This window comes from Paenibacillus glucanolyticus (assembly GCF_037333485.1).
Taxonomy (GTDB): domain Bacteria; phylum Bacillota; class Bacilli; order Paenibacillales; family Paenibacillaceae; genus Paenibacillus_AQ; species Paenibacillus_AQ glucanolyticus.
The window spans coordinates 47,737-70,931 of the sequence record NZ_CP147845.1 but is presented as its reverse complement, the minus strand read 5'-3'; the positions used below and the strand labels follow the sequence as shown (position 1 = coordinate 70,931).

Here is a 23,195-nt window from a genome sequence, read left to right as displayed (position 1 = left end):
AAAAATCTTCAAGGGCCTGATTCCGTATTCTTCAGAACTGCCCGTATTATTCTCCAGGCTTCTCTTCCAGCTTCACCTTCAGCGACTGCAGCTTGCCGTCGCGATAGAAGGCCACATTCAGGTCACTGCCTACCTTCGTGTTACGATAGAGGTGCTTGCGAAGCTCCAGCGTCGTCGTGATCGGTTTGCCGTCAAGCTTGATGATGACGTCATTCAACTGCATACCGGCATCCAGCGCAGGACCAAGCGCATCCAGTACAACCACGCCTTCGGTTACCGTCTTCGGCAGCTTGAGATTCTCCTTCTCCTTCTTGCTGAGCGGAGCATACGGATTACTTAGATCCACCGTGTAGACGCCCAGATATGGACGCGCAATGTGGCCCTTCAGCATCAACTCGGTCACAACCTCCGTAATCTCATTGACCGGAATTGCAAACCCGAGTCCTTCTACGCCGGTGTCAGCAATCTTCATCGTGTTGATGCCAATGACTTTGCCGTTCAGATCCACCAGCGCACCGCCGCTGTTGCCTTCGTTAATAGCGGCATCAGTCTGGATGACCTCCTGTTCCCAATCGTAGATGCCATCCTGATTCAGTGACACCGGAATAATACGGTTCGTGTAACTGACGATGCCGGAAGTGAGTGTATCGCCAAGACCAAGCGGGTTGCCGATGGCAATGACCGTTTCGCCTAGACGAAGCTTGGAGGAATCGCCAAATTCTGCGACCTCGCCGATACCTTTACTATCAATGGACAGAACTGCGATATCGCTGACGTTGTCTGTGCCGACCAAGGTTGCCTTCCTCTTCTCCCCGCCTACCAATACAACCTCCAGGGAATCGGCTCCTTCAACCACATGGTTATTGGTAATAACGAAGGCTTTGCCTTCCAGTTTCTTAAAGATAACGCCGGAGCCCAAGGCATCCTCTTGCGAGCCCCCGAAATCATTGCCAAAGTCAAAATCTTCCCCGAAATCGAACCCTTCCGGAAGCTCAAAGTCTCCTTCTTGTTCCGGTGGAACAGCGGACTCCTCTTCCAGACCCTCTCCCTCAAGGCCTTCCTCTTCGGGAAGGATGGTCTCTTTATGTGTCAGTACGCTGACTACGGCAGGCCGAACCTTCTGAGCAGCGCTGATAATTCGTTCGTATGGATCGCCATCGGACGTGGACAGCTGGTGACTGCCGTTAATTAAGGTCATGGGCGACGAAGTCGCAGGATGTCCTGTAAGGAAGCTGAACAGCATGACTGCAATCAATGCGCTGCATACGGAGCTGATCGCGGATATCTGAAATGTGGATAAACTCTTTTTACGGCGGGAAGTCCGCCACTTCGTTTTTCGCTCAGATGGGTCCTCGCTGGTATTTTTGCTCTGTCTGGAAATTTTAGTTGAATAGAAATCATCGTCAAACAATCCCATTGCGATCCCTCTCTCCCCTTGGCTGCTACACGTCAAGATACTTTACCAGCTTCAGACCTTCCGCCATTACCGACTTAATCATCTTGTCGTCATAACAACCGCCCTGCACCGAGTGTATCTAGCTTTCTATGAATCGGCAGCGTGCCACCTGTTAAATATCTCTCTATTGTATTAACTCTTTAGCGGCTCAAAAAGTTGCATTTTTGAACCCTCTCTTTGAACTTTTATCGAAATATGGCTCTTTAGCGAATATTCCGGCTCTTTCGGCTGAAATCTAGTTCCATAAAAGGTATGTATTGCCACCCGACAGTTCAAAAAAAACCCTGTATCTTTCTATTACCACAAACAGGGCGGCTTAAGCGCGAAACATCTGTTTTTCGTAAAAAAAACTGGGAATACCTGGACCAGCTCGATCTATACCATACAGAGGCCCTGATGTCTTGTTCGATGCGGGTTCTGACAGAAGCATCCAGCCTTCTAGTGCTCCTATTGTACCACACGAACAGAGGTTCACGTCAGCTTTCTTTTGTAAAAACAAATGCCAAATTGATGGCAATTCCAAAAGTCTGTACACAGCGTAATTCTTCATTACAGAACAACAACAATCACGGGTTAACACGATACCCTTCTATACGTGAGAGACAACCAAGAGGTTCCATTTTCAAGGATATTATTCCATGTTCCATTCTTTCGACATCCCTCAGACACTGAACGTCTCAGCCCTCAATCGTGCATTCCCCCTTCAAGAACTATACAGAACAAATGTGTTAAGAATATGGCAAAGGAGATCGCCAAGAGCTGCCAAATCCATACAAATCAGACAGGCCAGGAAGTAGGCTCCGGTTGACCTACACATCATTCCTATTTGGATTCCCGGCAACTTATTCTTCATAAGCTTCCCATTGCAAAAATACTTCCGATTTCCCAGCAGCTAGCCTCCTATCCGAGTCTTGTCTATGAAATGATCCTATTAACAACCAGAAGGAGCTCTCAAACTCCCCCTAGTATTTGAAATGGTTAGGTTATCCATTCATTTGTAAGTTCTCAACGGGGAATGTTATGAGGGGGAAACCATACAGCAGTGAGGAGGGTTATGGGATGGCAAGAAGATCAAGGCGGCACCGGAGCCCCGAAATGCAGCAATTCATGACCAAGGTGATGCAGAATGAAGGTTACAAGGTAGACCCGCAGAGTCAGCAAGACGTCAAATATGAGGTCGCCAAGTCTTTGGGGGTACCGCTTAAACCCGGCAGTAACGGAGATCTGACCACGGAACAGGCCGGAAAAGTCGGCGGTGCGATTGGCGGTTCCATGGTTCGGGAAATGGTTCGCATGGCGCAGGAGAGTCTCAGCAAGCGTTAACGCGGGCGAAGTTCTCAGGATAGGCCATAACAACAAAAACAGCTCCATGTCATAAATAAATATGACGGTGGGGCTGTTTTTCTAATGATTATATAATGAATCTATAATGGCTTTACGTTTACTCGCTTACCTTATCCCAAGGGGTTGGACGGTCAGAATACGTGTCACACAATTTAAACTCACTGTCCTTGAAGAAGCACCCGCGATCCTCCATCGTATCACGGACGGTCATTCTTGCCAGCTCCATCATGTTATGATCAAGGCTAAGATGGGCAAGATATGTCCGTTTGGTATCTCCCGTCAGCAGCTCGCTCAGGGCATCACCTGCCGAAATATTCGACAAATGGCCCATGTCGCCGAGAATCCGGCGTTTGGTATTCCATGGATACCGTCCCATCCGGAGCATCTCGATATCATGGTTCGCCTCCAGCACCAGCACGTCCGATCCATCCAGCGCTTTCTTCACTTTATCGCTGACATAACCGAGATCTGTAGCCACGCCGAGCTTCTCATCGCCATCATAGAAGCAATAACCGACCGGTGCCGCAGCGTCATGGGATATTTCAAAAGGCTCCACCCGCAGCGTGCCAAAATCCTTGACCTCATGACTCTCCAGCACAATCCGGTTCTCTTCGGCAATCTTGCCCAGCGACTTGGTCATCGCTTCCCACGTCTTCTCATTCGCATAGATGGGAAGATTGTATTTACGGGCAACCGCACCAAGCCCCCGAATGTGATCGGAATGCTCATGCGTTACCAGGATGCCGTCGATTTCTTCCCCCATCATCTCGCGTTCCTTCAGCAGCTCATCAATGCGCCGTGCACTCAATCCCGCATCAATCAGCAGTGTCGTATCCTCATTGCGGACAATGGTCGCATTGCCCGTTGAGCCGCTCGACAGCACGGAAAATGATATCCCCATAGTCTTGTTACTCCTTTGTCGTATCGCTTTTTGGCGTAAGGACATCCCCGCTGATGCCCTGTACATAAATCATCTCGCCATGATCCAGCGTAAACCGCCAGGTTGGCGCTGCCAATTGATCCTCCGTATTAAACAGCTGCCCATAATAACCGAGCTGAATCTCTCTGACCGCTGTGTCCGGCGGTATAAAGTTACGTTCAATGAGGGTCTCAAGCGCCTTCGATGCGGACAGTACCTTCTGCTCCTCCATATCATCGGTTGGCATAATCTCAAAGACCGGTTCGCGGTAGGCGTGAATCTTCTGGGATTCATAAATGAACTCCAGTTCCACATTAAAGAGCGGCCATTCCTTTTGCACCAACGGACGGAATATGAATATGTTCTCCTTGTCTGACTGCGGATCATGACGATAGTTTCCGAGATCGGCAACCTTCCCTTCAAAGGCATTTCGCAATTCCTTCTCATCGGCATACACCAGCTTGGTGTCAACCGGCTCCTCAAGCCCTACCGGCTCGCCCTGCGCTTCTGCACTGTATATATAATTAATTTTAGGAAGCTGCGGCGTCTCCGTCGGAATCGGGCTCAGTAATTGAATCCCATTCTCCTCCATCACCTGCTGGGTGCTCTCGGATAGCGAGGTGAAATCGAGATTGGAGCCGACCTGCTCACGGTAATCCATCCAGAGCTGATAGCCCAGCACCAGATTCAGCAGCAAAAACGCGTAGATCAATACATTTTTGGCACGGCCCCAATCCATGATGTTCCCTCCTTATTCCTTCATTGTTGAACGCTATCGCTTATTCAAGCGTGATGACTGTCCCGTTCTGAAGCTCGACCGCCCATACCGGCTTAAGCAGCAGGTCTTCCTCCGTTCGCACTGGCAGATATGCAGGGTCCAGACTCGCGATGGAGTTATCCTCAGCATAAGGCTTCAGCTTCGTCTCCAGTGCCTCGCCACCTGTCAGCTTTACCATTTGCTTCTTCAACGGGGCAGACTCCAGATATAACAGCGAACGCTCATAGGATGTGACCGTACCCTGCTGTAAATCCAGTTCCATCACCCCATACTGGAAGCCCGGTGTATTCAGGATGGGAAATCCGCCATAGTACTGCTGGAATTTCACCAGCGTCCGGTCCTCGGATTCGCCTGCTTTGCCCAGTCGATACGTTCCGTTCCAGCCGCCGTGCTGATTCACGAAATCAATAGCGGACAGTACATCCTTTCCGGGACTGCTCTCGCCGGATGGCGGCGCAGCCGGATCGGTATAACTGATCCATTTTTGCCCCTGGTCAACCTGTAAGCTCCGCTTGCTGTCCGTATAAATCTCGGAGCCGTCTTTTTCCCTAATGTTGCGGGTGATGCTAGGATCGAAGAACAAGCTGCGCTGCATTTGCTCCACCGTATATTCGCCAATCGGCAGTTCGACACTGACCATATTCAGTTCCTTCTCCGGTATATAGTAGCGCCCATCCACCATCTTATACGATGGCCAGCTCAGCCCGAAATCCACCAGTTGATCCACGTCCTGTACCGTCAAATCAGCCTGCGCCGCTTCATAGACGACATCGCCCTCCGTGCTGAAGAACATGACGTGAACCTTAGCTTCGCCTTCCACACTGTACAGCCATATTTTATTGATGCTTTCCCCTTCAAACAGCGTGTCCGGCACGATCTGCATTACTCGCTGCAGCAGAGTAACCGGAATGCCCGAATCAAAGCTCAGCTCAATGCCCCGGTTCTCCGAACGAACCTTGGTCCAGTCGATATTGCTGACCATCCGGCGCTGAAAGTTATCAAAGGTCCGGCCCTTAAGCCGGTTATACACGAGATTGTAAAACGTATCGTTCGAATAGAATACCGTATGTTTGTCTTCTCCCAGATGAATGACCATTTTATCAGGAAAGAGCAGATTCTCCGGCTTCTCCTCCGGTCCCATCTCCTCGGTTCGGATATAGGAATCCTTGGATTGAACAACGGAATCGCTGCCCGGGAAACGGAATATCAGAACATAACTTTGCAGCAGACTGCCAAGGACCAACACAACCAGCAGTACGGTCTTCATACGTTCCTTCACATAACCGCCCTCCCCTCGTTGTTCAAGGGCAGGGTGAAGGTCACGGTTGTGCCCTTCTCAAGCTCTGATTGCAGGGTAATAAAGCCTCCATGGGCTCTGACAATTTCCCGGGCAATGGATAAACCGAGTCCCGTTCCGCCTAAATTGCGTGTTCTGGCCTTATCTACGCGGTAGAAGCGTTCAAAGATCCGGTCCAGATCCTTCTTCGGAATACCGATCCCGGTATCCTTAACGGATAAAGACAGCATGCCTTCCTCCGTAATGCTTGCATCCATGGTGATAGTGCCTCCGTCTGGCGTATATTTCAAGGCATTGGAGATCAGGTTGTCGAGAACCTGATCGATGCCGTCCCGGTCCAGCATAGCTGTGGATACCCCTGGTTTAACCTCAATTATGGTGCGGATATGCTTTTGCTTCATTTGGAAAGAGAAGCGATCCTCTACATCCTCCAACATCTCCACAATGTCCGTCGGCTCCTTGTGCAGAGCTGCCTCCTTGGAATCAAGCCGTGACAGGTGCAGCAGGTCCGTTACCAGTCGGATCATCCGGCCGGTCTCGTTCTGGATGACGCCGACAAATCGCGGCCCCATCTGTTTATCCTCCAGCGCCCCATCCTCCAGCGCCTCGGTATAACTCTTGATGGTGGTCAGCGGCGTACGCAGCTCATGGGATACATTCGCCACGAACTCCCGCCGCGACGCTTCCAGCTTCTCCTGCTCTGTAACGTCCTGCAGTACGGCAATGGTGCCTGTAATACCAATCTCCCGCCGGTGAATCGGCGTAAAAGTCACACGCATCATGAACGGCTCGCTGCCCTCGCGCGGCACAATCTCCAGCAGCTTGGAATCATGCCCTTCACTGCGCGCCAGCGCCTCCGATTCGGATTCCTCTAGGCCCAGCAGGGATACGATATCATGTCCTGCCAGCTCCTCCCCCTCCACGCCCAACATTTCCCCGGCGCGCCGGTTCATCAGGATGACACGTCCCGCTTCATCGGTTGCGATAACGCCGTCACTCATATTGGTCAGAATCGAAGCAAGCTTCTCCTTCTCTTCTTCGTTCTGCGAGAGGGCTTCGCGCAGACGGCTGGTCATATAGTTGAACGCCTGGCTGAGCTGGCCGATCTCATCGCTGCCGAACACCGGCGTTTTCTCGGTAAACCGGCCGTCCGCAACGGCCCGGGCATGCTTGGTCAGCTCCTTGATCGGATGGGTAATCGTATGCGACAGAATGACGCCAAGCACCGCGGTTAAGCCAAGCGCCAACAGAATCCCCGATATAAAAATATTGTTGATCCGCTGCATCGTGCTGTACAGCTCGCTCATGCTGGCCACAATGTAGATGGCACCGACGATTTTCTCGTTATACATGACCGGCTTGGCCACCACTTTCTTGCGGATATTATCATCATCGATAATATATTCCTCATTATCCTGTATTCCCTGCAATGCCCGGCTGACAACCGTTTGTGTATTCTTGGTGTTCACGTAGTCTGCATGCGAAGGCAGCGAGGTGGTGAGAACCCGTCCCGTGGAATCCAGCACCTGAATCTCGGCTCCGTTCAAATTGAACAGATTGTTCACCATAGTCCGCAGGCTGTCGATCGAATCCTCTTCCGAATCATTCTCGCCGCCAAGGGTCTTAGCTGCCAGCACTGACATCAGCTCGGCGCGCTCCTGCAAATCCTTCGTGAAGTTGCTGGTCAGCGAGTTCTTCATCGCACTCACAAAATACACCCCGATCAGCTGCATCGCGATCAGAATGAGAAGGACATAAATGATGATGACCTTCGCCTGAATGGTGCGGAAGAAGGACAGCCACTTCATTACAGGCCTCCGTTTTTAGCGCTGCGCATCAGGTAGCCTAGTCCGCGCCGAGTCAGTATGTATTCCGGCTTGCTAGGATTCTCTTCGATTTTCTCGCGCAGTCGACGGATGGTAACGTCCACGGTCCGCACATCGCCAAAGTATTCAAAGCCCCATACTGCCTGCAGCAAATGTTCGCGCGTCATCACTTTGCCTGCATTCCGGGCCAAATAATACACCAATTCATATTCACGGTGCGTCAGATCGAGCGCTTCCCCGCTCTTGTATACCATATACATATCCGTATCTATAAACAGCTCGAACAGCCGCAGGCCTTGTCCACCCGCACTTGTGCCGCCTGTGTTATCCGCTGAGTTGTCGGGCTTTTGCTGGCGGCGCATTTGCGCCTTCACGCGTGCCAGTATTTCTCTCGTGCTGAACGGCTTCGTCACATAATCATCTGCGCCAAGCTCAAGTCCAAGCACCTTGTCGATCTCTCCGTCCTTTGCCGTGAGCATGATGATCGGGATCTGCAGGTTAGCGGCACGTACCTCGCGGCACACATCCATTCCATCTTTACCGGGCAGCATCAAATCAAGCAGCATTAAATCCGGCCGCTTCGTGAGCGCAATCTCCACGGCGCTAATGCCATCAAAAGCACAGATGACGTCATAGCCCTCTTTTTCCAAGTTAAACTTTAAAATATCGGCGATGGGCTGTTCATCATCCACCACCAGAATGGTTCCCTGCATCTTCCTGTTCACCTCATACCTTCACTTAAACGGTCTTCTTTTCATTTTACCACACCTGCCGCCGCTACACACCCACCGCTCCTGAGCAGCCATCTCAATGTAAACGGCAGCAAATTCCCGCTTTGTCCCACATCCTCTCCCCCCCCACACAGCGCTAAGTGGCCGCCCCGATTCAGGCGACGGCCATCTTTGCTCCGGCAGCATGGCTGAAAGGTGCGGGGATGGATCGACAGATAAGGGAAACCTTCGACTGCAGCAAGTGGGGTCATTCGGAGAGCGTGAGCGATCGCCTTTGAATTCGGAAAATTTCATCGTAAGCCACATTTCTATTTTCCGAATTCAACAGCGACGGAGAAGGACACCACTTGCGACACCACTGCAAATATTTCCCGTTCTGTCCCACATCCCCTCCCCCCTAAGTGGTCGCTCCGATTCAGGCGACGGCCATCTTTGCTCCGGCAGCATGGCTGGAAGGTGCGGGGATGGATCGACAGATAAGGGAAACCTTCGACTGCAGCAAGTGGGGTCATTCGGAGAGCGTGAGCGATCGCCTTTGAATTCGGAAAATTTCATCGTAAGCCACATTTCTATTTTCCGAATTCAACAGCGACGGAGAAGGACACCACTTGCGACACCACTGCAAATATTTCCCGTTCTGTCCCACATCCCCTCCACCCACACCACCTGCCAAGACGCAAAAATGACCGCCCCCGTTAAGGAGCGGCCATCTTCACTATTATGATATATGAACCAATAATGGCTTATGTCGCATTGGTTTCCCTAGTATAACACAGAACTACAGATAATTCATCGGATTTTGGGCAACTCCATTTTTTTGCACTTCAAAATGCAGATGGGTTCCCGTAGAACGGCCCGTATTGCCCATGACCCCCAGCTTGGAGCCTTGTCCGACCGATTGTCCGTTACTAACGGAAATCTTGCTCATATGACCGTAAAGGGTACGATATCCGTTGCCATGATCGACAATAACGACGTTGCCATAGCCGCTCTGCTGACCGGCAAACACAACTCTTCCGGAGGCGGATGCCATAATGGTACTGCCTCCCACCATATCCACACCCTCATGGCTTCTTCCCCAGCGATGTCCGAAGGGACTCGTAATTCGTGCTCCGCTCACTGGCCAAGCAAACATGCTGCCGCTGGATTTCTGGCTCATGGCTGCGGTGGATGTCTTTTTCTTAGGAGCCACCTTGGTGCCTTTGTACACAACTTCCGGCAGGGATTCCTGCACCACCTGTTGACCCGTCCATTGCTTGGATATGACCTTGCCGTTCTCTTTGGTTACGATATAATCGACCGTTTTCACACCATCGCGTCCAGGGCGGACGACTTTTCGCTTGCCAAGCGGAAGTTCGCTGCTCTTGCGAACAATCGTTTCCGGTTTGCTTGGCTGCTTCACCGATACCGTCTCAACCGTTCTTACAGTAAGCGGCGCTTCCGGCTTCGTCACTTGCAGCTCGGCGCCGATCTGCACGTATTTCTCCTCCAGTTGGGGATTCAATGCCATCACGTCAGCTGACTTCATGCCGAACTGCTGCGCAATCGAGGATATGGTATCTCCCTCTTTTACCGTGTAAACCACCGGCTTGTCCTTGGTGCCCGTAAGCACCTTCATCGCCTCTTCCACGTCCAGCACCTTGTTCGGATCGGCCTTCGTGTTGGCCAGCGAGATGTTTTCTTTAATATCTACCGACTGGAGCCCGCTGCCGTTATCGTTCTTCTTGCTTGATGCCGATGCGGAGGTCTTCGTGAAGGCGACCTTCTGCGTCTGCTCCTTCTTGGCAGCAGCCGGAGCGAATTTCAGCTTCGCTGCCTCAACGGCCGCTTGTGCCGTCTGCTGATCCTTCACGATTGCCACGGTCTCTCCGTTCACCTTCAGCTCCACGCCGCGGGCATAGGCCTTCAGCATGCCGTCCAGCTTATCAAGGGTTTCCTCGCTGTTCACGATTGGCTTATAGGAACGGTCCGCCTTGGTTGTGATACCTTCAGTATGAAGTACCATAAGAACATCGGGATACTCCTCCTGATATTCCTTCTGCTTCTCTTTCAGAAGCTGGTCAAGCTGAGCATCATCTTGAATGGTACCAACTGCCTTCCCATCTACAAGCACATGGTAGAACGGAATCGTGTTCGCGTTCACATACGCTTTTCCGCCAGTATATATCGATCCTGCTATGAGCAATGCCCCTGCCGATATCCAAACCCATCTGCGCGGTGATTTCCATCCCCGGTTGTGTGGGCTCAACGGCTCAGAGGACCCGCTATTCGAGTTGTTGTTGTGGGCGGAATGTTCGCCTGCCTGGTTGCGCAAGACGCTGTTCATCCACCGTTTCCCCTTAGAACCTTTCATGTCTCTCTCCTTTAAGCCTTGTTCATATGTAAGACTCTGTTCATCTGAACCTGCCGACTTAGCATTGAATATGACACTACCTGTCAAAAGGTATCAAAATTTTAACCTTTTCGATCTTCGTATACTTTAACATAGCCATTACAATCATTTCAAGTTTGTGAAAACAGCGAAAAACCCGCGCGCAGCACGGGTTTCCTGATTTTTTCCAATATACAACTTTCGCCAGTCAGTGACAAAACAGTGACAAACCGGGTCTGAAACCCGCCATACCGTTATTCTTTGAGCATCGAGATCAATTTATCGAATTCTTCCGGGTTCAAATATTTGGATATGCCCTCTTCGATCTCCGTAAGCTCCGCTGCCGTCAGGCCATCCTCCATGGCCTCGGATATCTTCTGCATTTCGGATTGGGGCAGCTTATTCATCAGCATGGTAAAAATCTCTTCCTTATCCGCTGTCGACAGACTTTCTTTCCGATCCACGATATCCGTCGGAGACATCACGATCTCTTGATCCTCCAGGGAGGAATCATCGGACTCCGTCGTAGTGGTCCCCATCACGGGCAGAGAATCTTCCGGTGCCTGATCATCAACCGGCGGCTCGTCCGAATCCCCCGATGAGCCTGTAGTCGCCTTGGTGTCCTCTTCTGTCCCTCCGCTCTGATCTGCCCCTGCCCCTGCTGTCAGATCATCAGATGCTGCACCCTGACCGGCGGGATCCTGTGCCTTCGGAATGTCCCCGCTGCTGCCATCTGGCATAGAGCCTGAACCCATGCCCAGCATCGTCTTCATAATGCCTCCAACCCCCACCGACTCCGTCTCCAGTTGAATATTGAAACTGGCAAGAACCGATTGAAGATAAGCATTGACCACAATGCCCGTTGTCACAATCGTCAGTGTACTCACCAGTATGGCGGTAAGGCTGACCTTTAGCAGCCATTTCATCCAATTCATCCGTATCTCCTCCTTCCTCATGCATGCTCAGAAATGACATGACAATGATTGCTTTTGCTTTCTTTTTCCAGTATTGACGGCTCGGAATCGCTTCAACCGTTTTCTATCCATTTTTTCTACTTCTTATTTGATATATTTCATGATTCACGTAAATTCAGGCCACACTAGTCCCGTGTTGTGAAGGCAGGAATCGACCAGACCGGGGTATTTGTGATACATATATAGTCAATTGGAAACTGCATATGAAGGAGGGTTTATTCTAGTAATGATTCATATCTTAATCGCGGATGACGACGCGCATATTCGGGAGCTGCTGCAATATCATCTTCAATCGGAAGGGTATACGGTCTTTACAGCTGCTGATGGGAAGGAAGCCTCTGCTCGCTTGGCGGAAGAACAGATTCATCTGGCTGTTGTGGATGTCATGATGCCGAATATGGACGGCTATCAGCTCTGCGAGGAGATTCGGCGGTATTATGATTTTCCCGTCATTCTGCTGACGGCAAAGGATCAGCTCGTGGACAAGGAGAAGGGTTTTGCTGTGGGTACGGATGATTATCTAACCAAACCTTTTGAGCCAAAGGAATTATTGTTTCGCATCAAGGCGCTGCTGCGGAGGTATCAGATGGTGAACGCAGATAAAATTCATCTGAACGAAACCACGATCGACCGCAAAAGTTATGAGGTTCAGGGACACGGAAAGGTGCTGATGCTGCCGATGAAGGAATTTGAGCTGCTCTCTCAGCTTGCAAGCTATCCGGACCGGACGTTCTCACGCGAGGAACTGATTCAGCTCATCTGGGGGACGGATTTTGAGGGAGATGACCGCACCGTTGATGTTCATATTAAAAGACTGCGGGAGCGCTTTGCGGACCGAAGCGGCGATTTTCAAATACGAACGATCCGGGGGGTAGGATACAAATTGGAGGCCTCGCCGCAATGAAGACCCTCTATTCGCGCATCGTACTTACCACCATCGCTATTATGGTGACCAGCAGCTTGATTGCTTTTGTGCTGTCCAATCTCTACTACCAGTACAATCTTAAGCCTTATAACGATCAGAAGGTCACCACCATGGCCAAGGACATCGGGGATTTCTATGACAGCCACCCGGAACTCAATATTCATGATTATCTGCAGCACATCGGGCAGCTCGGCTATCAATTCTATCTGGTCAACGATCAAGGCAAGGAGTGGCTTTATGGCGGTATCTTCCGTGAACGGGATCTCTCGCCTGAAACCGTGCAGCAAGTGCTGAACGGTACGGTGTACCATGGCATCGCAGAGTTTCCATCAGAGCTGTTCATTACCGGCTTCTTCGACAATGTATTAAGCAACTCTATCGGCATTCCGCTGCAGGTAGACGGCAGCCCTCATGCACTCTTCATCAGACCCGATATTACCGTCCAGTTTGGCGAAATGCGCATCTTCTTCTCGATCATTATGGCTATCGCCATCCTGCTGAGCATTCTGTTGGTTGGCGTCATTACGCGATATATCGTGAAACCCATCGTGAAATTAACCGAGGCTACACAGAATGTGGCAAAGGGCAATTATAACGTACAGCTGAATGTCGCGAGAAGAGATGAGCTGGGGCAGCTCGCGGATCATTTTTCCCAGATGGCCAAAGGTATAGCGCAGCTGGAGCAGATGCGCCAGGAGTTTGTGTCCAATGTATCCCATGAAATTCAGTCACCGCTTGCCTCTATTCAAGGTTTTTCGCAGACGCTGCAAACCAAGCGCTTGTCCGAGGAACAGCAGCAGCACTACTTGTCGATTATCGAGGCGGAGAGCCGCCGGATGTCCCAGCTTAGCAAACAGCTCCTCATGCTGGCTTCCCTGGATAAAGAAGAGAATATCCTGGAGAAATCCACCTTCGACGTTGCCGAGCAAATCAAGCAGGTGTTGTTCCACACCGAATGGAGCTGGCGCAGCAAGGAATTGACCATGGATATGTCACTGCCATCTACCTATATCCACGGCGATCAACAGCTGCTGCATCAGGTATGGACCAATCTCATGACCAACAGCATTAAATTCACCGCTCCGGAAGGCATCATCTCGCTGCGTATCACAGGACAGGACAACCCATCATGCAGCATCGAGATTTCCGATACGGGCATTGGCATTCCGCCAGAACATCTCCCTCACATCTTTGACCGGTTCTATCGTGTGGATGAGGCACGCGACCGCTCCGAGGGCAGCAGCGGACTAGGTCTGGCCATAACCCAGAAGATTGTGCAGATGCACGGCGGACGCATTGAAGTAACGAGTCAGCCTGGAGAAGGAACCACCTTTACCGTGACCCTGCCCACCCTGTAGCTTAAGCCTGATTCCAGTTCATGCGCTGTTCATATTCCATTCCTATACTTGTGGCATATCCCGTAGTGATCATACAGGGAGAAGATGCTACCCCATTACAGGAATGGAGATGAGAAACATGTTTCTTGCACTGCGCGAACTTCAACACGCGAAGCTGCGTTATTTGCTGATCGGCTTCATTATGGTACTGATATCCTGGCTTGTCCTGTTCGTCACCGGATTGGCTCAGGGGCTCTCTTCCGATAATGCCTCATCCATACAAAACATGAAGGCCGACTATCTGATACTTCAGGAAGAGTCCGACCAGCGGATCAACCGTTCCATTCTGACCGATGAGATCTGGAGAGAGATCCAGCGGCATCCGGCTGGAGACCATGCCTCCCCGCTGGGGGTCCACATGAACACCTTGACCAAGGAAGGCTCCACCGCCAAATTCGACGCGGCTTTCTTTGCCATCGATATGGCGAGTATGATGGCTCCCAAGGTTGTGGAAGGAACCATGATAAACAATACGGATGCGGAACATGTGATGGCTGACCGCTCCCTGAAGGATGACGGATACCGGCTTGGTGACCGGATCGTTGATCAGGCAACAGGTGCTGCATTTACGATTGCAGCCTTTACAGAAGGACAGTCCTTCAGCCATGCCCCGGTCATTCACTTGAATTTTGAGGGATGGAAGGCGCTTCAGCCCAGCGGTTCACAGCAAGGGACCATCTATAATGCGGTCGCTCTGAATGGTAGTCCGGAGCAGATGGACGCCTTGGCTCAGGACATATCCGGCATCGAGATCATAACGAAAAGCGAGGCACTGCAGGGGATTCCCGGCTTTCAGGAGGAGCAGGGCTCACTCGTAATGATGATTGTGTTCTTGTTTGTCATCGCGGCTTTCGTACTGGCTGTGTTCTTCTACGTTATCACGATTCAAAAAATGAACCAGTTCGGCGTCCTGAAGGCCATTGGAGCTGGAACCGGCTATCTCGTAAGGAATCTGATCTTTCAAGTGCTGACACTGACCGTGGTCAGTCTTGCCATCAGTATCGGTCTAACTTACGGGGTATCCCTCCTGATAGCCGGCGCCGTTCCTTTTTCCTTAACTCCTTCCGTTGTTCTGCTCTGTTCATTGCTGTTCCTGGCGGTTTCCCTGATGGGTTCTCTGCTGTCGCTCTATCGTGTTATCAAGATTGATGCAATCGAAGCTATCGGGAGGGCTGCATAATGAAACAATCTAAACTGATGCTGGATCAGGTGAGTAAGGAATTCGGCGATGGGGATACGTCCGTTAAAGTGCTGGACTGCATTTCACTGGATATCAAGAGCGGTGAGTTCGTAGCGGTGGTCGGTCCTTCCGGGTCCGGCAAGAGTACCTTCCTGTCCATAGCAGGGGCACTGCTATCCCCTACGCAGGGGCGAATCTGGATGGGTGATCATGAAGTCACCAAGCTGTCGGCCAAAAAAATGAATCAGCTGCGGCTGAGCCATATCGGATTTGTCTTTCAATCCTCGAATCTCATTCCGTATTTGACCGTTCGTGATCAACTACTGTTAATTGCCAAGTTGGCCGGCCAGCAGGGCCAGGAACCAAAGCAGCGGGCGGACCATCTGCTTGAGCGCCTGGGCTTGTCCCATCGCAAGAATCATTATCCCGAGAGCCTGTCAGGCGGTGAACGCCAGCGCGTTGCCATTGCCCGGGCCTGGATGAACGACCCGGAGCTCATTCTGGCAGATGAGCCCACCGCCAGTCTGGATTCTGAACGCGGCCGGACCGTCGTGCAGATGCTGGCCGATGAGGTGAAGCTGCGCCAGAAGGCCGCCGTGATGGTCACCCATGACAAGCGTATGCTGGATCTGTGTGACCGGATTGTATATATCGAGGACGGCAAGCTGTCCGAGCAGCCGCAGCCGATTCTGCTGTAGAATGAAAAGACCGGATCCATCCCGACAAACCTGAGGATGAATCCGGTCTTTATTATGCTGAATGTGCAAACACATTCCAGCTCTCGAAGAAGGCCACATGCCCAATTGGCCGTATGGCTTCTGTCCCCCCTAAATCGAAATGACTGCATATATCCGCTGCCTTTAGCCCCAATTCCAAATAATCAGCGTGCTGTCCTCTATGTCTCTCTCCATTATAGGGTTGATGGACATGCTGCTAGGGGATAATATCCTCAGACAAAGGGACAAATCCTTCCACTTTTGGGTCTTGTATGTTATTTCCAAGGTACAATCATAGATTTCATTCCAAATAAAAAGAAAAACCCGCATGGCATCGCCATTAGCAGGTTTCGCAATATATCTTCTTTTCCAAATTGGAATGGATTCTACTCTTGTTCCAACTCGATATTATTTCTCATAAATCGGAAGCACTTGATTTGTCTGTTCCCGGTTGCGGCCTACGGAGAAGATGGAAATCGGAATACCAGTCAACTCCGATACACGTTCTACATAGCGGCGAGTATTCTCTGGCAGATCCTCCAGCGTCTTCGCTCCGGTAATGTCCTCACTCCAGCCTGGCAGTTCTTCATAAATCGCTTCACATTCAGCCAGCATCTTCAAACTTGCTGGGTAATGTGTGATCTCCTCACCGCGGAATTTATAAGCGGTACAGATCTTAACGGTCTCAAGTCCGCTAAGCACGTCCAGGGAGTTCAGGGACAAGCCGGTAATGCCGCTTACGCGACGGGCGTGGCGCACAACCACGCTGTCAAACCAGCCTACGCGGCGGGCGCGTCCGGTGACGGTGCCGTATTCATGTCCTTTTTCACGGATATAATGGCCGATCTCATTGTCGAGCTCCGTCGGGAAGGGTCCGTCCCCTACACGCGTCGTATACGATTTAGCGACCCCAATCACTTGTTGAATCTTCGATGGTCCTACGCCGGAACCGATACATACACCGCCAGCAGAAGGGTTCGAAGAGGTTACGAACGGATACGTGCCTTGGTCGATGTCCAGCATGACCCCCTGTGCGCCTTCGAACAGCACTTTTTGATTACCGTCAATGGCATCGTTCAGGACAACGGAAGTGTCACGCACATATTTACGAATGATTTCAGCGTATTGCAGGTATTGAATCAGGATTTCTTCAACCTCAAGTCCTTCCCCGCCATACACTTGGGTAATCACTTGGTTCTTCTCCTTCACCATATGGCGAAGCTTCAATTCAAACTCTTCCGCATCCATCAGATCCGCGATCCGGATGCCGTTACGAGCGGCTTTATCCATGTAACAAGGGCCGATTCCCTTGCGAGTCGTGCCGATTTTGTTGGGACCTTTGCGATCCTCTTCCAGAGCGTCCAATACCATATGATAAGGCATGATAACATGAGCACGATCGCTGATTACCAGATTATCCGTGCTGAATCCATTATCATGAATATAATTAATCTCTTCAATAAGTGCAGCCGGGTTAACCACCATACCGTTTCCGATCACACAGGTTTTATCTTTATAGAATACTCCGGATGGAATCAAGCTAAGCTTGAATTTTTTACCGTCAATCAGAATGGTGTGGCCAGCATTATTGCCGCCTTGGTAACGGGCTACCACGTCAGCGCTTTCCGCTAAATAATCCGTGATCTTCCCTTTCCCTTCATCTCCCCATTGTGTTCCCACAACGACTACCGTTGACATAATCATTCCTCCGCCCGGGCTGTTACACCCTTATTATTTCACAAAACACTGATGTAATAAGCATTTCATTATGATTAAAAAACAACCTCACTGCATTAAAGCAGCAATAACAGTGTAACAGCCCCATTTTTTAAAGTCAAATACAAAAACGAACAATCGCACATCAGTGTGTACGATTGTTCGGAATTAGGACGAGATTATGGAATGATTTCTGCTTTATTCGGGAATGTGCAATAAGAAACGCCCTGAACTTACAGGTTGCGGCAGGTATTAGAGATTTTCCCGAACTTTACGACAAAGGCCACATGCGCCATTAAGAAACCAATAGAATCCTTGCTAACAAGCTGCCTCTGTCGTCACCCGGCTGCAAAGGCATCCGCATGCGTTCGCTCGTAATTAACGAACTTGTTAAAGTTCTTGAGGAACACCAGCTCTACTGTGCCTACGGGACCATTACGCTGTTTGGCAATGATGATCTCGATGATGTTCTTCTTCTCCGTTTCCTGATTGTAATAATCATCCCGGTATAAGAAGGCCACGATATCGGCATCCTGCTCAATTGAACCGGATTCCCGAAGGTCACTCATCATCGGACGCTTGTCCTGACGCTGCTCCACGCCCCGGCTGAGCTGTGACAGCGCAATAACCGGCACCTCAAGCTCCCGGGCAATCTGCTTGAGCGTACGTGAGATCTCAGATACCTCCTGCTGCCGGTTCTCGCCCGCCTTGCCGCGTCCATGAATGAGCTGCAGATAATCGATCAGTATCATGCCGAGCCCCTTCTCTTTCTTCAAACGGCGGCATTTTGCACGGATATCGGCAACCGTTACGCCGGGTGTATCATCAATGTAAATTTCCGCTTCCGACAGTGCCGCAATGCCCATGGTCAGCTTGGACCAATCGTCGTCACCCTTAAAATCCCCGTTCCGCATGACATTTGCATCCAGATTGGCCTCGGCGCAAATCATACGCTGAACCAATTGCGGCGCAGACATCTCCAGACTGAAGATGGCGACGGTTTCCTTAGCCCGGATAGCCACGTTCTGGGCAATATTCAGTGCGAAGGCCGTCTTACCTACGGACGGACGAGCCGCCACAATAATCAAGTCATTTCGCTGGAATCCACTCGTCATTTTATCCAGATCAACGAAGCCGGACGGAATCCCCGTTGTATTCCCGCGGTTCTGGTGGAGGACCTCCACCTTCTCAAATACTTCCATCAGCACATCGCGAATCGCAATGAACCCGCTGCCTGTGCGTCGGTTGGAAATCTCCAGAATGCGGCGCTCTGCTTCACTCAGCATGCCGGATACATCTTCGCCTCCGGTGTATCCCTCGCTGACAATCTGTGTTGCTGTTCGAATCAACCGCCGCAGCATCGATTTCTCTTCGATAATCTGAGCGTAATAATCCACGTTGGCCGCCGTCGGAACCGCATGGGCCAGCTTCGCTAAATAACTGACTCCTCCGATTTCCTCCAGTTGACCTTTATCCTGAAGAAGAGATGTAAGGGTCACCAGATCGATCGGTTGATTGCCTTCTCCAAGCTGCACCATAACTTCGTAAATCATCTGGTGCGTTTTATCGTAGAAGTCCTCGGACTGCACCCGCTCCATCGCTGTGATCAGCGCTTCACTCTGCAGCAGAATGGCACCCAGCACCGCCTGCTCTGCCTCAAGGTTCTGCGGAGGGACCCGATCGAAATAGAGTTCTCCTCCCATATTACTCCTCCGTGATTTGAACCTTGACCGTCGCCTTGACGTCAGGATGCAGCTTCACCGGAACCTGGGTTACACCCAGACTGCGGATCGGATCGCTAAGTTCAATTTTGCGTTTGTCGATTTTGATCTTCTGTCCTGCCAGCGCCTCAGCGATTTGTTTGCTTGTGATTGCTCCGAACAGCCGGCCGCCTTCGCCTGCTTTGGCTTTCAGGACAACCGTCATCTCTTCCAGCTTCTTGCCAAGTGCCTGTGCATCTTCCTTCTCCTGAGCTTTACGCTTCTCCTCGGAAGCTTGTTGCTGCTCCAGGTTCTTCATGTTGCCATCGGTTGCCGGGCGAGCAACGCCACGCGGAATCAGAAAGTTGGTAGCGTATCCTTCGGATACTTCCTTCACTTCACCTTTCTTGCCTTGGCCCTTCATATCTTTTATGAAAATGACTTTCATTCAAATAACCCCTCTTTCGCTTCGATGTCCGCCAGTACCTCCATCAACTTCTCCTCTGCCTTCTCAGGCGTCGTATCCAGCTGTACTGCGGCGTTCGTTAAGTGTCCGCCTCCCCCGAGACGTTCCATAATCATCTGAACATTCATCTTGCCCATCGAACGGGCGCTAATACCAATCTTGCCGTCGGTGCGTTCGCTAATAACAAACGATGCCTGCACATCCGTCATATTAAGCAGCATATCCGCTACTTGAGCGATCAGCAGCTGCGGCATGGGCTCCCCGTTCTTCGATACCGCAATAGCGATATGGTCATATACCATTCTAGCATGTTTTACGATTTCTGCCTTCGCTATAAATTCTGTCAGATCTTCCTTGAGCACCCGCTGAATCATCATCGTATCGGCACCGTGACGCCGCAGGAATCCGGCGGCCTCGAATGTTCTCGATCCCGTGTGCAGCGCAAAATGCTTCGTGTCCACCGTAATCCCGGCTAATAACGCGGTGGCTTCAACCGGGGTAAGGGATACCCGCTCGTGAATATACTGAAGCACCTCCGTGACCAGCTCGCAGGTCGATGAAGCATACGGCTCAAGATAGATTAACACAGCGTCGTTGATGAACTCTTCACCGCGCCGATGGTGATCCATGACAACGACCCGGCTGGCACGATGCACCAAACGCGGTTCCATCGTCATGGAGGCTTTATGTGTATCAACGACAACCAGCAGCGTATGCTCCGTCATCATCTGCATCGCTTGTTCTGTCGAAACGAATCGGCTCATCAACGCCTCATCCTTCCGGACCTCTTCCATAATCCGTGAAATGGATGGGTTCAATCCCTCCAGGACAATGTAAGCCTCAACCTTGTACATCTGGGCAGCTTTCAGCACGCCGATGGCTGCTCCGATCACATCCATATCCGGCAGCTTATGCCCCATAATGATGACTTTGTCGCTCTCCTGCATCAAATCACGCAGCGCATGGGAGATGACGCGCGCTCTTACCCGCGTCCGCTTCTCCACCGCATTGGATTTACCGCCGTAGAAGGAAAGGCGCTGGCCCGCTTTGACTGCGGCCTGGTCTCCGCCACGGCCAAGAGCCATATCCAGACTGGATTGCGCCAGCTGACCGAGCTCCGTGATGTCATCAGAGCCGAAGGCAAGGCCGACACTTAAGGTTAATGGCACCTTCAAATCAGCCGTCATCTCCCGGACTTCATCCAGGATCAGAAACCGGCTGTTCTCCAGTGCTTCCAGAGATCTGTGGTTCAGCATCATTAGATAACGATCCGACGAAAGTCTCCGCAGATAAACGTTAAATTCACGTGCCCAATCCGTGATCTCGCTGGTTACCTTTGCAATCAGCGCGGTCCGCTGCTGATCATCCATGCCCTGCGAAGCCTCATCGATGTTATCTAACATGATGATGCCCAGGGCCAGACGCTCATCCTCATAACGCTGCCTTAGCACCGCCAGCTCGGTGATCTCATCCAGATAAATCAGTCGTTCATCCGGAATGACCGTGGCTCCGTAGAACTTATCCTCGTGAGAGATCTCCAGCCTGATTTCCTTCGGCATTTTCTCCTTGTGTTCCTTCTTCTCTTGGGACTCCTGCAACGCTACCACCAGCTGAGGAAACAGCTCCTGCAAGGATACGCCAACCAGAGTCTGATTCGGAAACATGTTGACCACGAATTGATTATGCCATTCCAAGGTCCTGTCCTCGCTGTACAGCACAATGCCAAATGGCAGCACACTGACGGCTTCACCCTCTACCCGCTGAATCCGGAATGAGAGGTCACCGATGTAATCTACCAGCTCGCGGCGGAACTTCATCTCCGTCTTCAGCATGGCGTATCCGCCTGTTACCGCAAGCAGCAGCCCGACCAGGCCCAGGATCGTGTTGTAGAACGACAGGAAAATAACAAGCAGAAGCACTAGCGCAAACGCCCAGACGGTATGATAGCCGTGCCAGCGTTTCTGCAGAAATTTAGGCATGACTCATCACCCTATCTTTTGTTTTTACTAAAGGCCTGACGAAGTGGAAACGCCAGATCCAGGATTCCGATAATCATAGCCGGCGGGAACAGAACAATCGGGATAGCCGTCAAGAGCGGCACAATCGGATGCCATTTCCGCTCGTGAGCGAGGTAATAGAAGAACCCCAGCGCTTGAATCATGAAACAGATCTGCAGCAATGGCGTAGCATTGGCCACAATCATCTTCATGAAGGTATTGTCCGAATCGATGGTTGCAATATTGATGAAGAAAATAAGCAGGTAGTACCAGATCAGGGAGCGCGGCAGCATCCATTCTCTAGCCGGCTTCAGCCGAGGCACAGACAATCCCATGCTATGGAGTGTAGGGCGAGCCAGCGCGTGGGTTACCACGGTCATGAGAAACGAGCTGATGATCATCGCAAAAGGAACCAAGCGCATCGTCTGATCCTTAATCAGCTGCGTATCAAGCTCCGTTCCCAGGAACTGACCACCGATCCCGCCTTCAACGCCCATCTCCGAAAGCGGAGCGGTCGTCATTTTCACGATCTCATCCACATAATCCGACAGGTTTAACTGGAAGAAAGCTGTGCTGATCATCAGCAGCAGAAGCATCTCCACCAGCATGACAGCCATGCCATACTTCAATACTTGCATTGCCGACTTCCGCTTCCTGTACAAATACCCCATAATAATTCCCGGAACCGCAAAATAAATCGCGAATAACAGATAGATGGGATCAATCAGAAGCGCAATAAGCCACACCAGCACCACATGCATAAAAAAAGATTTTGTATTCAAAGCCGTAAATAGAATCGCAACCGGCAGAACTAACAAGAAAGCCGTTACGATCGAAAAGGGTGTGAGTAATGATAGCAGCAGAAGCAAATAAATAACGCTCCATACCGCCGTAGTCCAGCGCAGTTTCAATATGTTCACCTCTTACGCAAATGTTCTTCGAGTGCGGAAATATCCTGGTACCAATCTTCCAGCTGATGTCCTTCCTGCTTATGCTTTTTCAATTTTTCTAACAAGAGATCATCCATATCCCGATAGGTCAAGCCGAGCCTTCGGCCCAGTATGTACGAGCTCATCATCAGGCTTGCCAAACTATCTCCAACCTTTGTAGTGCTGCCTTCCCATAGAGCTTTGAATAACCGGGATACATTATCGATTACTTCGGTTTTGAGCCATTCAATCACTTTAGCGCGTTTAGCTACATCCAAGTCCTTCGGCATATTTGGCATATCCATCTCTCCCTGAAAACAGCTTTATTCTCCATTATAGCATAAAAAAAAGCCACCCACACAAAGGCCCAGGGCACCCTGTCCATCCTTTAGTCCCATGGGAAAGAGATAACCTACCTTCTCTTTGTACTCCAATTGGGCCCAGCTTATTCCCCCGACTTCTGATCTTTTGGA

General features: G+C 50.9%; 19 protein-coding genes. 5 read left to right on the top strand and 14 right to left on the bottom strand.

The window, feature by feature from the left end; translation table 11 throughout:
- Window positions 1-46: 46 nt before the first annotated feature.
- A complete protein-coding gene (locus WDY75_RS00305; RefSeq protein WP_063478189.1) occupies window positions 47-1,417 on the bottom strand; it encodes a S1C family serine protease in 1,371 nt (456 codons plus the stop codon).
- Window positions 1,418-2,515: 1,098 nt separating this feature from the next.
- Here WDY75_RS00305 and WDY75_RS00300 point away from each other — a divergent pair.
- Window positions 2,516-2,779, top strand: a complete 264-nt coding sequence (locus WDY75_RS00300; protein WP_173937127.1) for an alpha/beta-type small acid-soluble spore protein — start codon at window positions 2,516-2,518, stop codon at window positions 2,777-2,779.
- A 118-nt stretch (window positions 2,780-2,897) separates the two neighbouring features.
- On the opposite strand, the gene WDY75_RS00295 is transcribed toward WDY75_RS00300, so the two are convergent.
- The 7 genes from WDY75_RS00295 to WDY75_RS00265 form a co-directional block, all read right to left on the bottom strand.
- Window positions 2,898-3,701 carry an MBL fold metallo-hydrolase gene (locus WDY75_RS00295; RefSeq protein WP_063478190.1) on the bottom strand — a complete coding sequence of 268 codons (804 nt, stop codon included), beginning with the start codon at window positions 3,699-3,701 and terminating at the stop codon, window positions 2,898-2,900.
- Window positions 3,702-3,708: 7 nt separating this feature from the next.
- A complete protein-coding gene (gene yycI / locus WDY75_RS00290) occupies window positions 3,709-4,458 on the bottom strand; it encodes a two-component system regulatory protein YycI (protein ID WP_006207305.1) in 750 nt (249 codons plus the stop codon).
- 40 nt (window positions 4,459-4,498) lie between these two features.
- Entirely contained in the window at window positions 4,499-5,776 is a 1,278-nt protein-coding gene (locus WDY75_RS00285; RefSeq protein ID WP_063478191.1) for a YycH family regulatory protein, read from the bottom strand.
- Complete coding sequence (walK, locus tag WDY75_RS00280) at window positions 5,773-7,527, bottom strand: cell wall metabolism sensor histidine kinase WalK (protein WP_409348343.1); 1,755 nt, start codon at window positions 7,525-7,527, stop codon at window positions 5,773-5,775. The genes WDY75_RS00285 and walK overlap by 4 nt, the downstream gene beginning before the upstream one ends.
- Window positions 7,528-7,601: 74 nt before the next feature.
- A complete protein-coding gene (gene yycF / locus WDY75_RS00275) occupies window positions 7,602-8,333 on the bottom strand; it encodes a response regulator YycF (protein ID WP_006207308.1) in 732 nt (243 codons plus the stop codon).
- Window positions 8,334-9,129: 796 nt separating this feature from the next.
- Window positions 9,130-10,704 carry a peptidoglycan DD-metalloendopeptidase family protein gene (locus tag WDY75_RS00270; protein WP_063478193.1) on the bottom strand — a complete coding sequence of 525 codons (1,575 nt, stop codon included), beginning with the start codon at window positions 10,702-10,704 and terminating at the stop codon, window positions 9,130-9,132.
- Between the two features lie 272 nt (window positions 10,705-10,976).
- Window positions 10,977-11,657 carry a hypothetical protein gene (locus tag WDY75_RS00265; protein ID WP_063478194.1) on the bottom strand — a complete coding sequence of 227 codons (681 nt, stop codon included), beginning with the start codon at window positions 11,655-11,657 and terminating at the stop codon, window positions 10,977-10,979.
- Window positions 11,658-11,922: 265 nt separating this feature from the next.
- Between WDY75_RS00265 and WDY75_RS00260 the strand changes: the two genes are divergently transcribed.
- The 4 genes from WDY75_RS00260 to WDY75_RS00245 all read left to right on the top strand — a co-directional run bounded on the left by WDY75_RS00260 (window position 11,923) and on the right by WDY75_RS00245 (window position 15,896).
- Window positions 11,923-12,600 carry a response regulator transcription factor gene (locus tag WDY75_RS00260; RefSeq protein WP_063478195.1) on the top strand — a complete coding sequence of 226 codons (678 nt, stop codon included), beginning with the start codon at window positions 11,923-11,925 and terminating at the stop codon, window positions 12,598-12,600.
- Window positions 12,597-13,979 (top strand): sensor histidine kinase, encoded by a 1,383-nt coding sequence (locus WDY75_RS00255; RefSeq protein WP_006207313.1) that lies wholly within the window; start codon window positions 12,597-12,599, stop codon window positions 13,977-13,979. Before WDY75_RS00260 ends, WDY75_RS00255 begins: the two co-directional genes overlap by 4 nt.
- 118 nt (window positions 13,980-14,097) lie before the next feature.
- Window positions 14,098-15,198, top strand: a complete 1,101-nt coding sequence (locus tag WDY75_RS00250) for an ABC transporter permease (RefSeq protein ID WP_063478196.1) — start codon at window positions 14,098-14,100, stop codon at window positions 15,196-15,198.
- Window positions 15,198-15,896 (top strand): ABC transporter ATP-binding protein, encoded by a 699-nt coding sequence (locus WDY75_RS00245; RefSeq protein ID WP_063478197.1) that lies wholly within the window; start codon window positions 15,198-15,200, stop codon window positions 15,894-15,896. The genes WDY75_RS00250 and WDY75_RS00245 overlap by 1 nt, the downstream gene beginning before the upstream one ends.
- 426 nt (window positions 15,897-16,322) lie before the next feature.
- Here WDY75_RS00245 and WDY75_RS00240 read toward each other — a convergent pair whose 3' ends face one another.
- The 6 genes from WDY75_RS00240 to WDY75_RS00215 form a co-directional block, all read right to left on the bottom strand.
- Window positions 16,323-17,612 carry an adenylosuccinate synthase gene (locus WDY75_RS00240; RefSeq protein ID WP_006207316.1) on the bottom strand — a complete coding sequence of 430 codons (1,290 nt, stop codon included), beginning with the start codon at window positions 17,610-17,612 and terminating at the stop codon, window positions 16,323-16,325.
- A gap of 356 nt (window positions 17,613-17,968) precedes the next feature.
- Window positions 17,969-19,333 carry a replicative DNA helicase gene (gene dnaB, locus WDY75_RS00235; RefSeq protein ID WP_036640492.1) on the bottom strand — a complete coding sequence of 455 codons (1,365 nt, stop codon included), beginning with the start codon at window positions 19,331-19,333 and terminating at the stop codon, window positions 17,969-17,971.
- 1 nt (window position 19,334) lies between these two features.
- Window positions 19,335-19,778, bottom strand: coding sequence for a 50S ribosomal protein L9 (gene rplI / locus WDY75_RS00230; protein ID WP_006207318.1), 444 nt, complete (start codon window positions 19,776-19,778; stop codon window positions 19,335-19,337).
- Window positions 19,775-21,775, bottom strand: coding sequence for a DHH family phosphoesterase (locus tag WDY75_RS00225; RefSeq protein WP_036640493.1), 2,001 nt, complete (start codon window positions 21,773-21,775; stop codon window positions 19,775-19,777). The genes rplI and WDY75_RS00225 overlap by 4 nt, the downstream gene beginning before the upstream one ends.
- 11 nt (window positions 21,776-21,786) lie before the next feature.
- Window positions 21,787-22,713 carry a DUF2232 domain-containing protein gene (locus tag WDY75_RS00220; RefSeq protein WP_338841675.1) on the bottom strand — a complete coding sequence of 309 codons (927 nt, stop codon included), beginning with the start codon at window positions 22,711-22,713 and terminating at the stop codon, window positions 21,787-21,789.
- Window positions 22,710-23,012, bottom strand: coding sequence for a MazG-like family protein (locus WDY75_RS00215; protein ID WP_172964086.1), 303 nt, complete (start codon window positions 23,010-23,012; stop codon window positions 22,710-22,712). Before WDY75_RS00215 ends, WDY75_RS00220 begins: the two co-directional genes overlap by 4 nt.
- Between the last annotated feature and the right edge of the window lie 183 nt (window positions 23,013-23,195).

Excerpts from the sequence above, each read along its gene's own strand:
- WDY75_RS00305 (WP_063478189.1), bottom strand. The coding sequence starts at position 1,417 with ATGGGATTGTTTGACGATGATTTCTATTCAACTAAAATTTCCAGACAG.
- WDY75_RS00300 (WP_173937127.1), top strand. The coding sequence starts at position 2,516 with ATGGCAAGAAGATCAAGGCGGCACCGGAGCCCCGAAATGCAGCAATTC.
- WDY75_RS00295 (WP_063478190.1), bottom strand. The coding sequence starts at position 3,701 with ATGGGGATATCATTTTCCGTGCTGTCGAGCGGCTCAACGGGCAATGCG.
- yycI (WP_006207305.1), bottom strand. The coding sequence starts at position 4,458 with ATGGATTGGGGCCGTGCCAAAAATGTATTGATCTACGCGTTTTTGCTG.
- walK (WP_409348343.1), bottom strand. The coding sequence starts at position 7,527 with ATGCAGCTGATCGGGGTGTATTTTGTGAGTGCGATGAAGAACTCGCTG.
- yycF (WP_006207308.1), bottom strand. The coding sequence starts at position 8,333 with ATGCAGGGAACCATTCTGGTGGTGGATGATGAACAGCCCATCGCCGAT.
- WDY75_RS00270 (WP_063478193.1), bottom strand. The coding sequence starts at position 10,704 with ATGAAAGGTTCTAAGGGGAAACGGTGGATGAACAGCGTCTTGCGCAAC.
- WDY75_RS00265 (WP_063478194.1), bottom strand. The coding sequence starts at position 11,657 with ATGAATTGGATGAAATGGCTGCTAAAGGTCAGCCTTACCGCCATACTG.
- WDY75_RS00260 (WP_063478195.1), top strand. The coding sequence starts at position 11,923 with ATGATTCATATCTTAATCGCGGATGACGACGCGCATATTCGGGAGCTG.
- WDY75_RS00255 (WP_006207313.1), top strand. The coding sequence starts at position 12,597 with ATGAAGACCCTCTATTCGCGCATCGTACTTACCACCATCGCTATTATG.
- WDY75_RS00250 (WP_063478196.1), top strand. The coding sequence starts at position 14,098 with ATGTTTCTTGCACTGCGCGAACTTCAACACGCGAAGCTGCGTTATTTG.
- WDY75_RS00245 (WP_063478197.1), top strand. The coding sequence starts at position 15,198 with ATGAAACAATCTAAACTGATGCTGGATCAGGTGAGTAAGGAATTCGGC.
- WDY75_RS00240 (WP_006207316.1), bottom strand. The coding sequence starts at position 17,612 with ATGTCAACGGTAGTCGTTGTGGGAACACAATGGGGAGATGAAGGGAAA.
- dnaB (WP_036640492.1), bottom strand. The coding sequence starts at position 19,333 with ATGGGAGGAGAACTCTATTTCGATCGGGTCCCTCCGCAGAACCTTGAG.
- rplI (WP_006207318.1), bottom strand. The coding sequence starts at position 19,778 with ATGAAAGTCATTTTCATAAAAGATATGAAGGGCCAAGGCAAGAAAGGT.
- WDY75_RS00225 (WP_036640493.1), bottom strand. The coding sequence starts at position 21,775 with ATGCCTAAATTTCTGCAGAAACGCTGGCACGGCTATCATACCGTCTGG.
- WDY75_RS00215 (WP_172964086.1), bottom strand. The coding sequence starts at position 23,012 with ATGCCGAAGGACTTGGATGTAGCTAAACGCGCTAAAGTGATTGAATGG.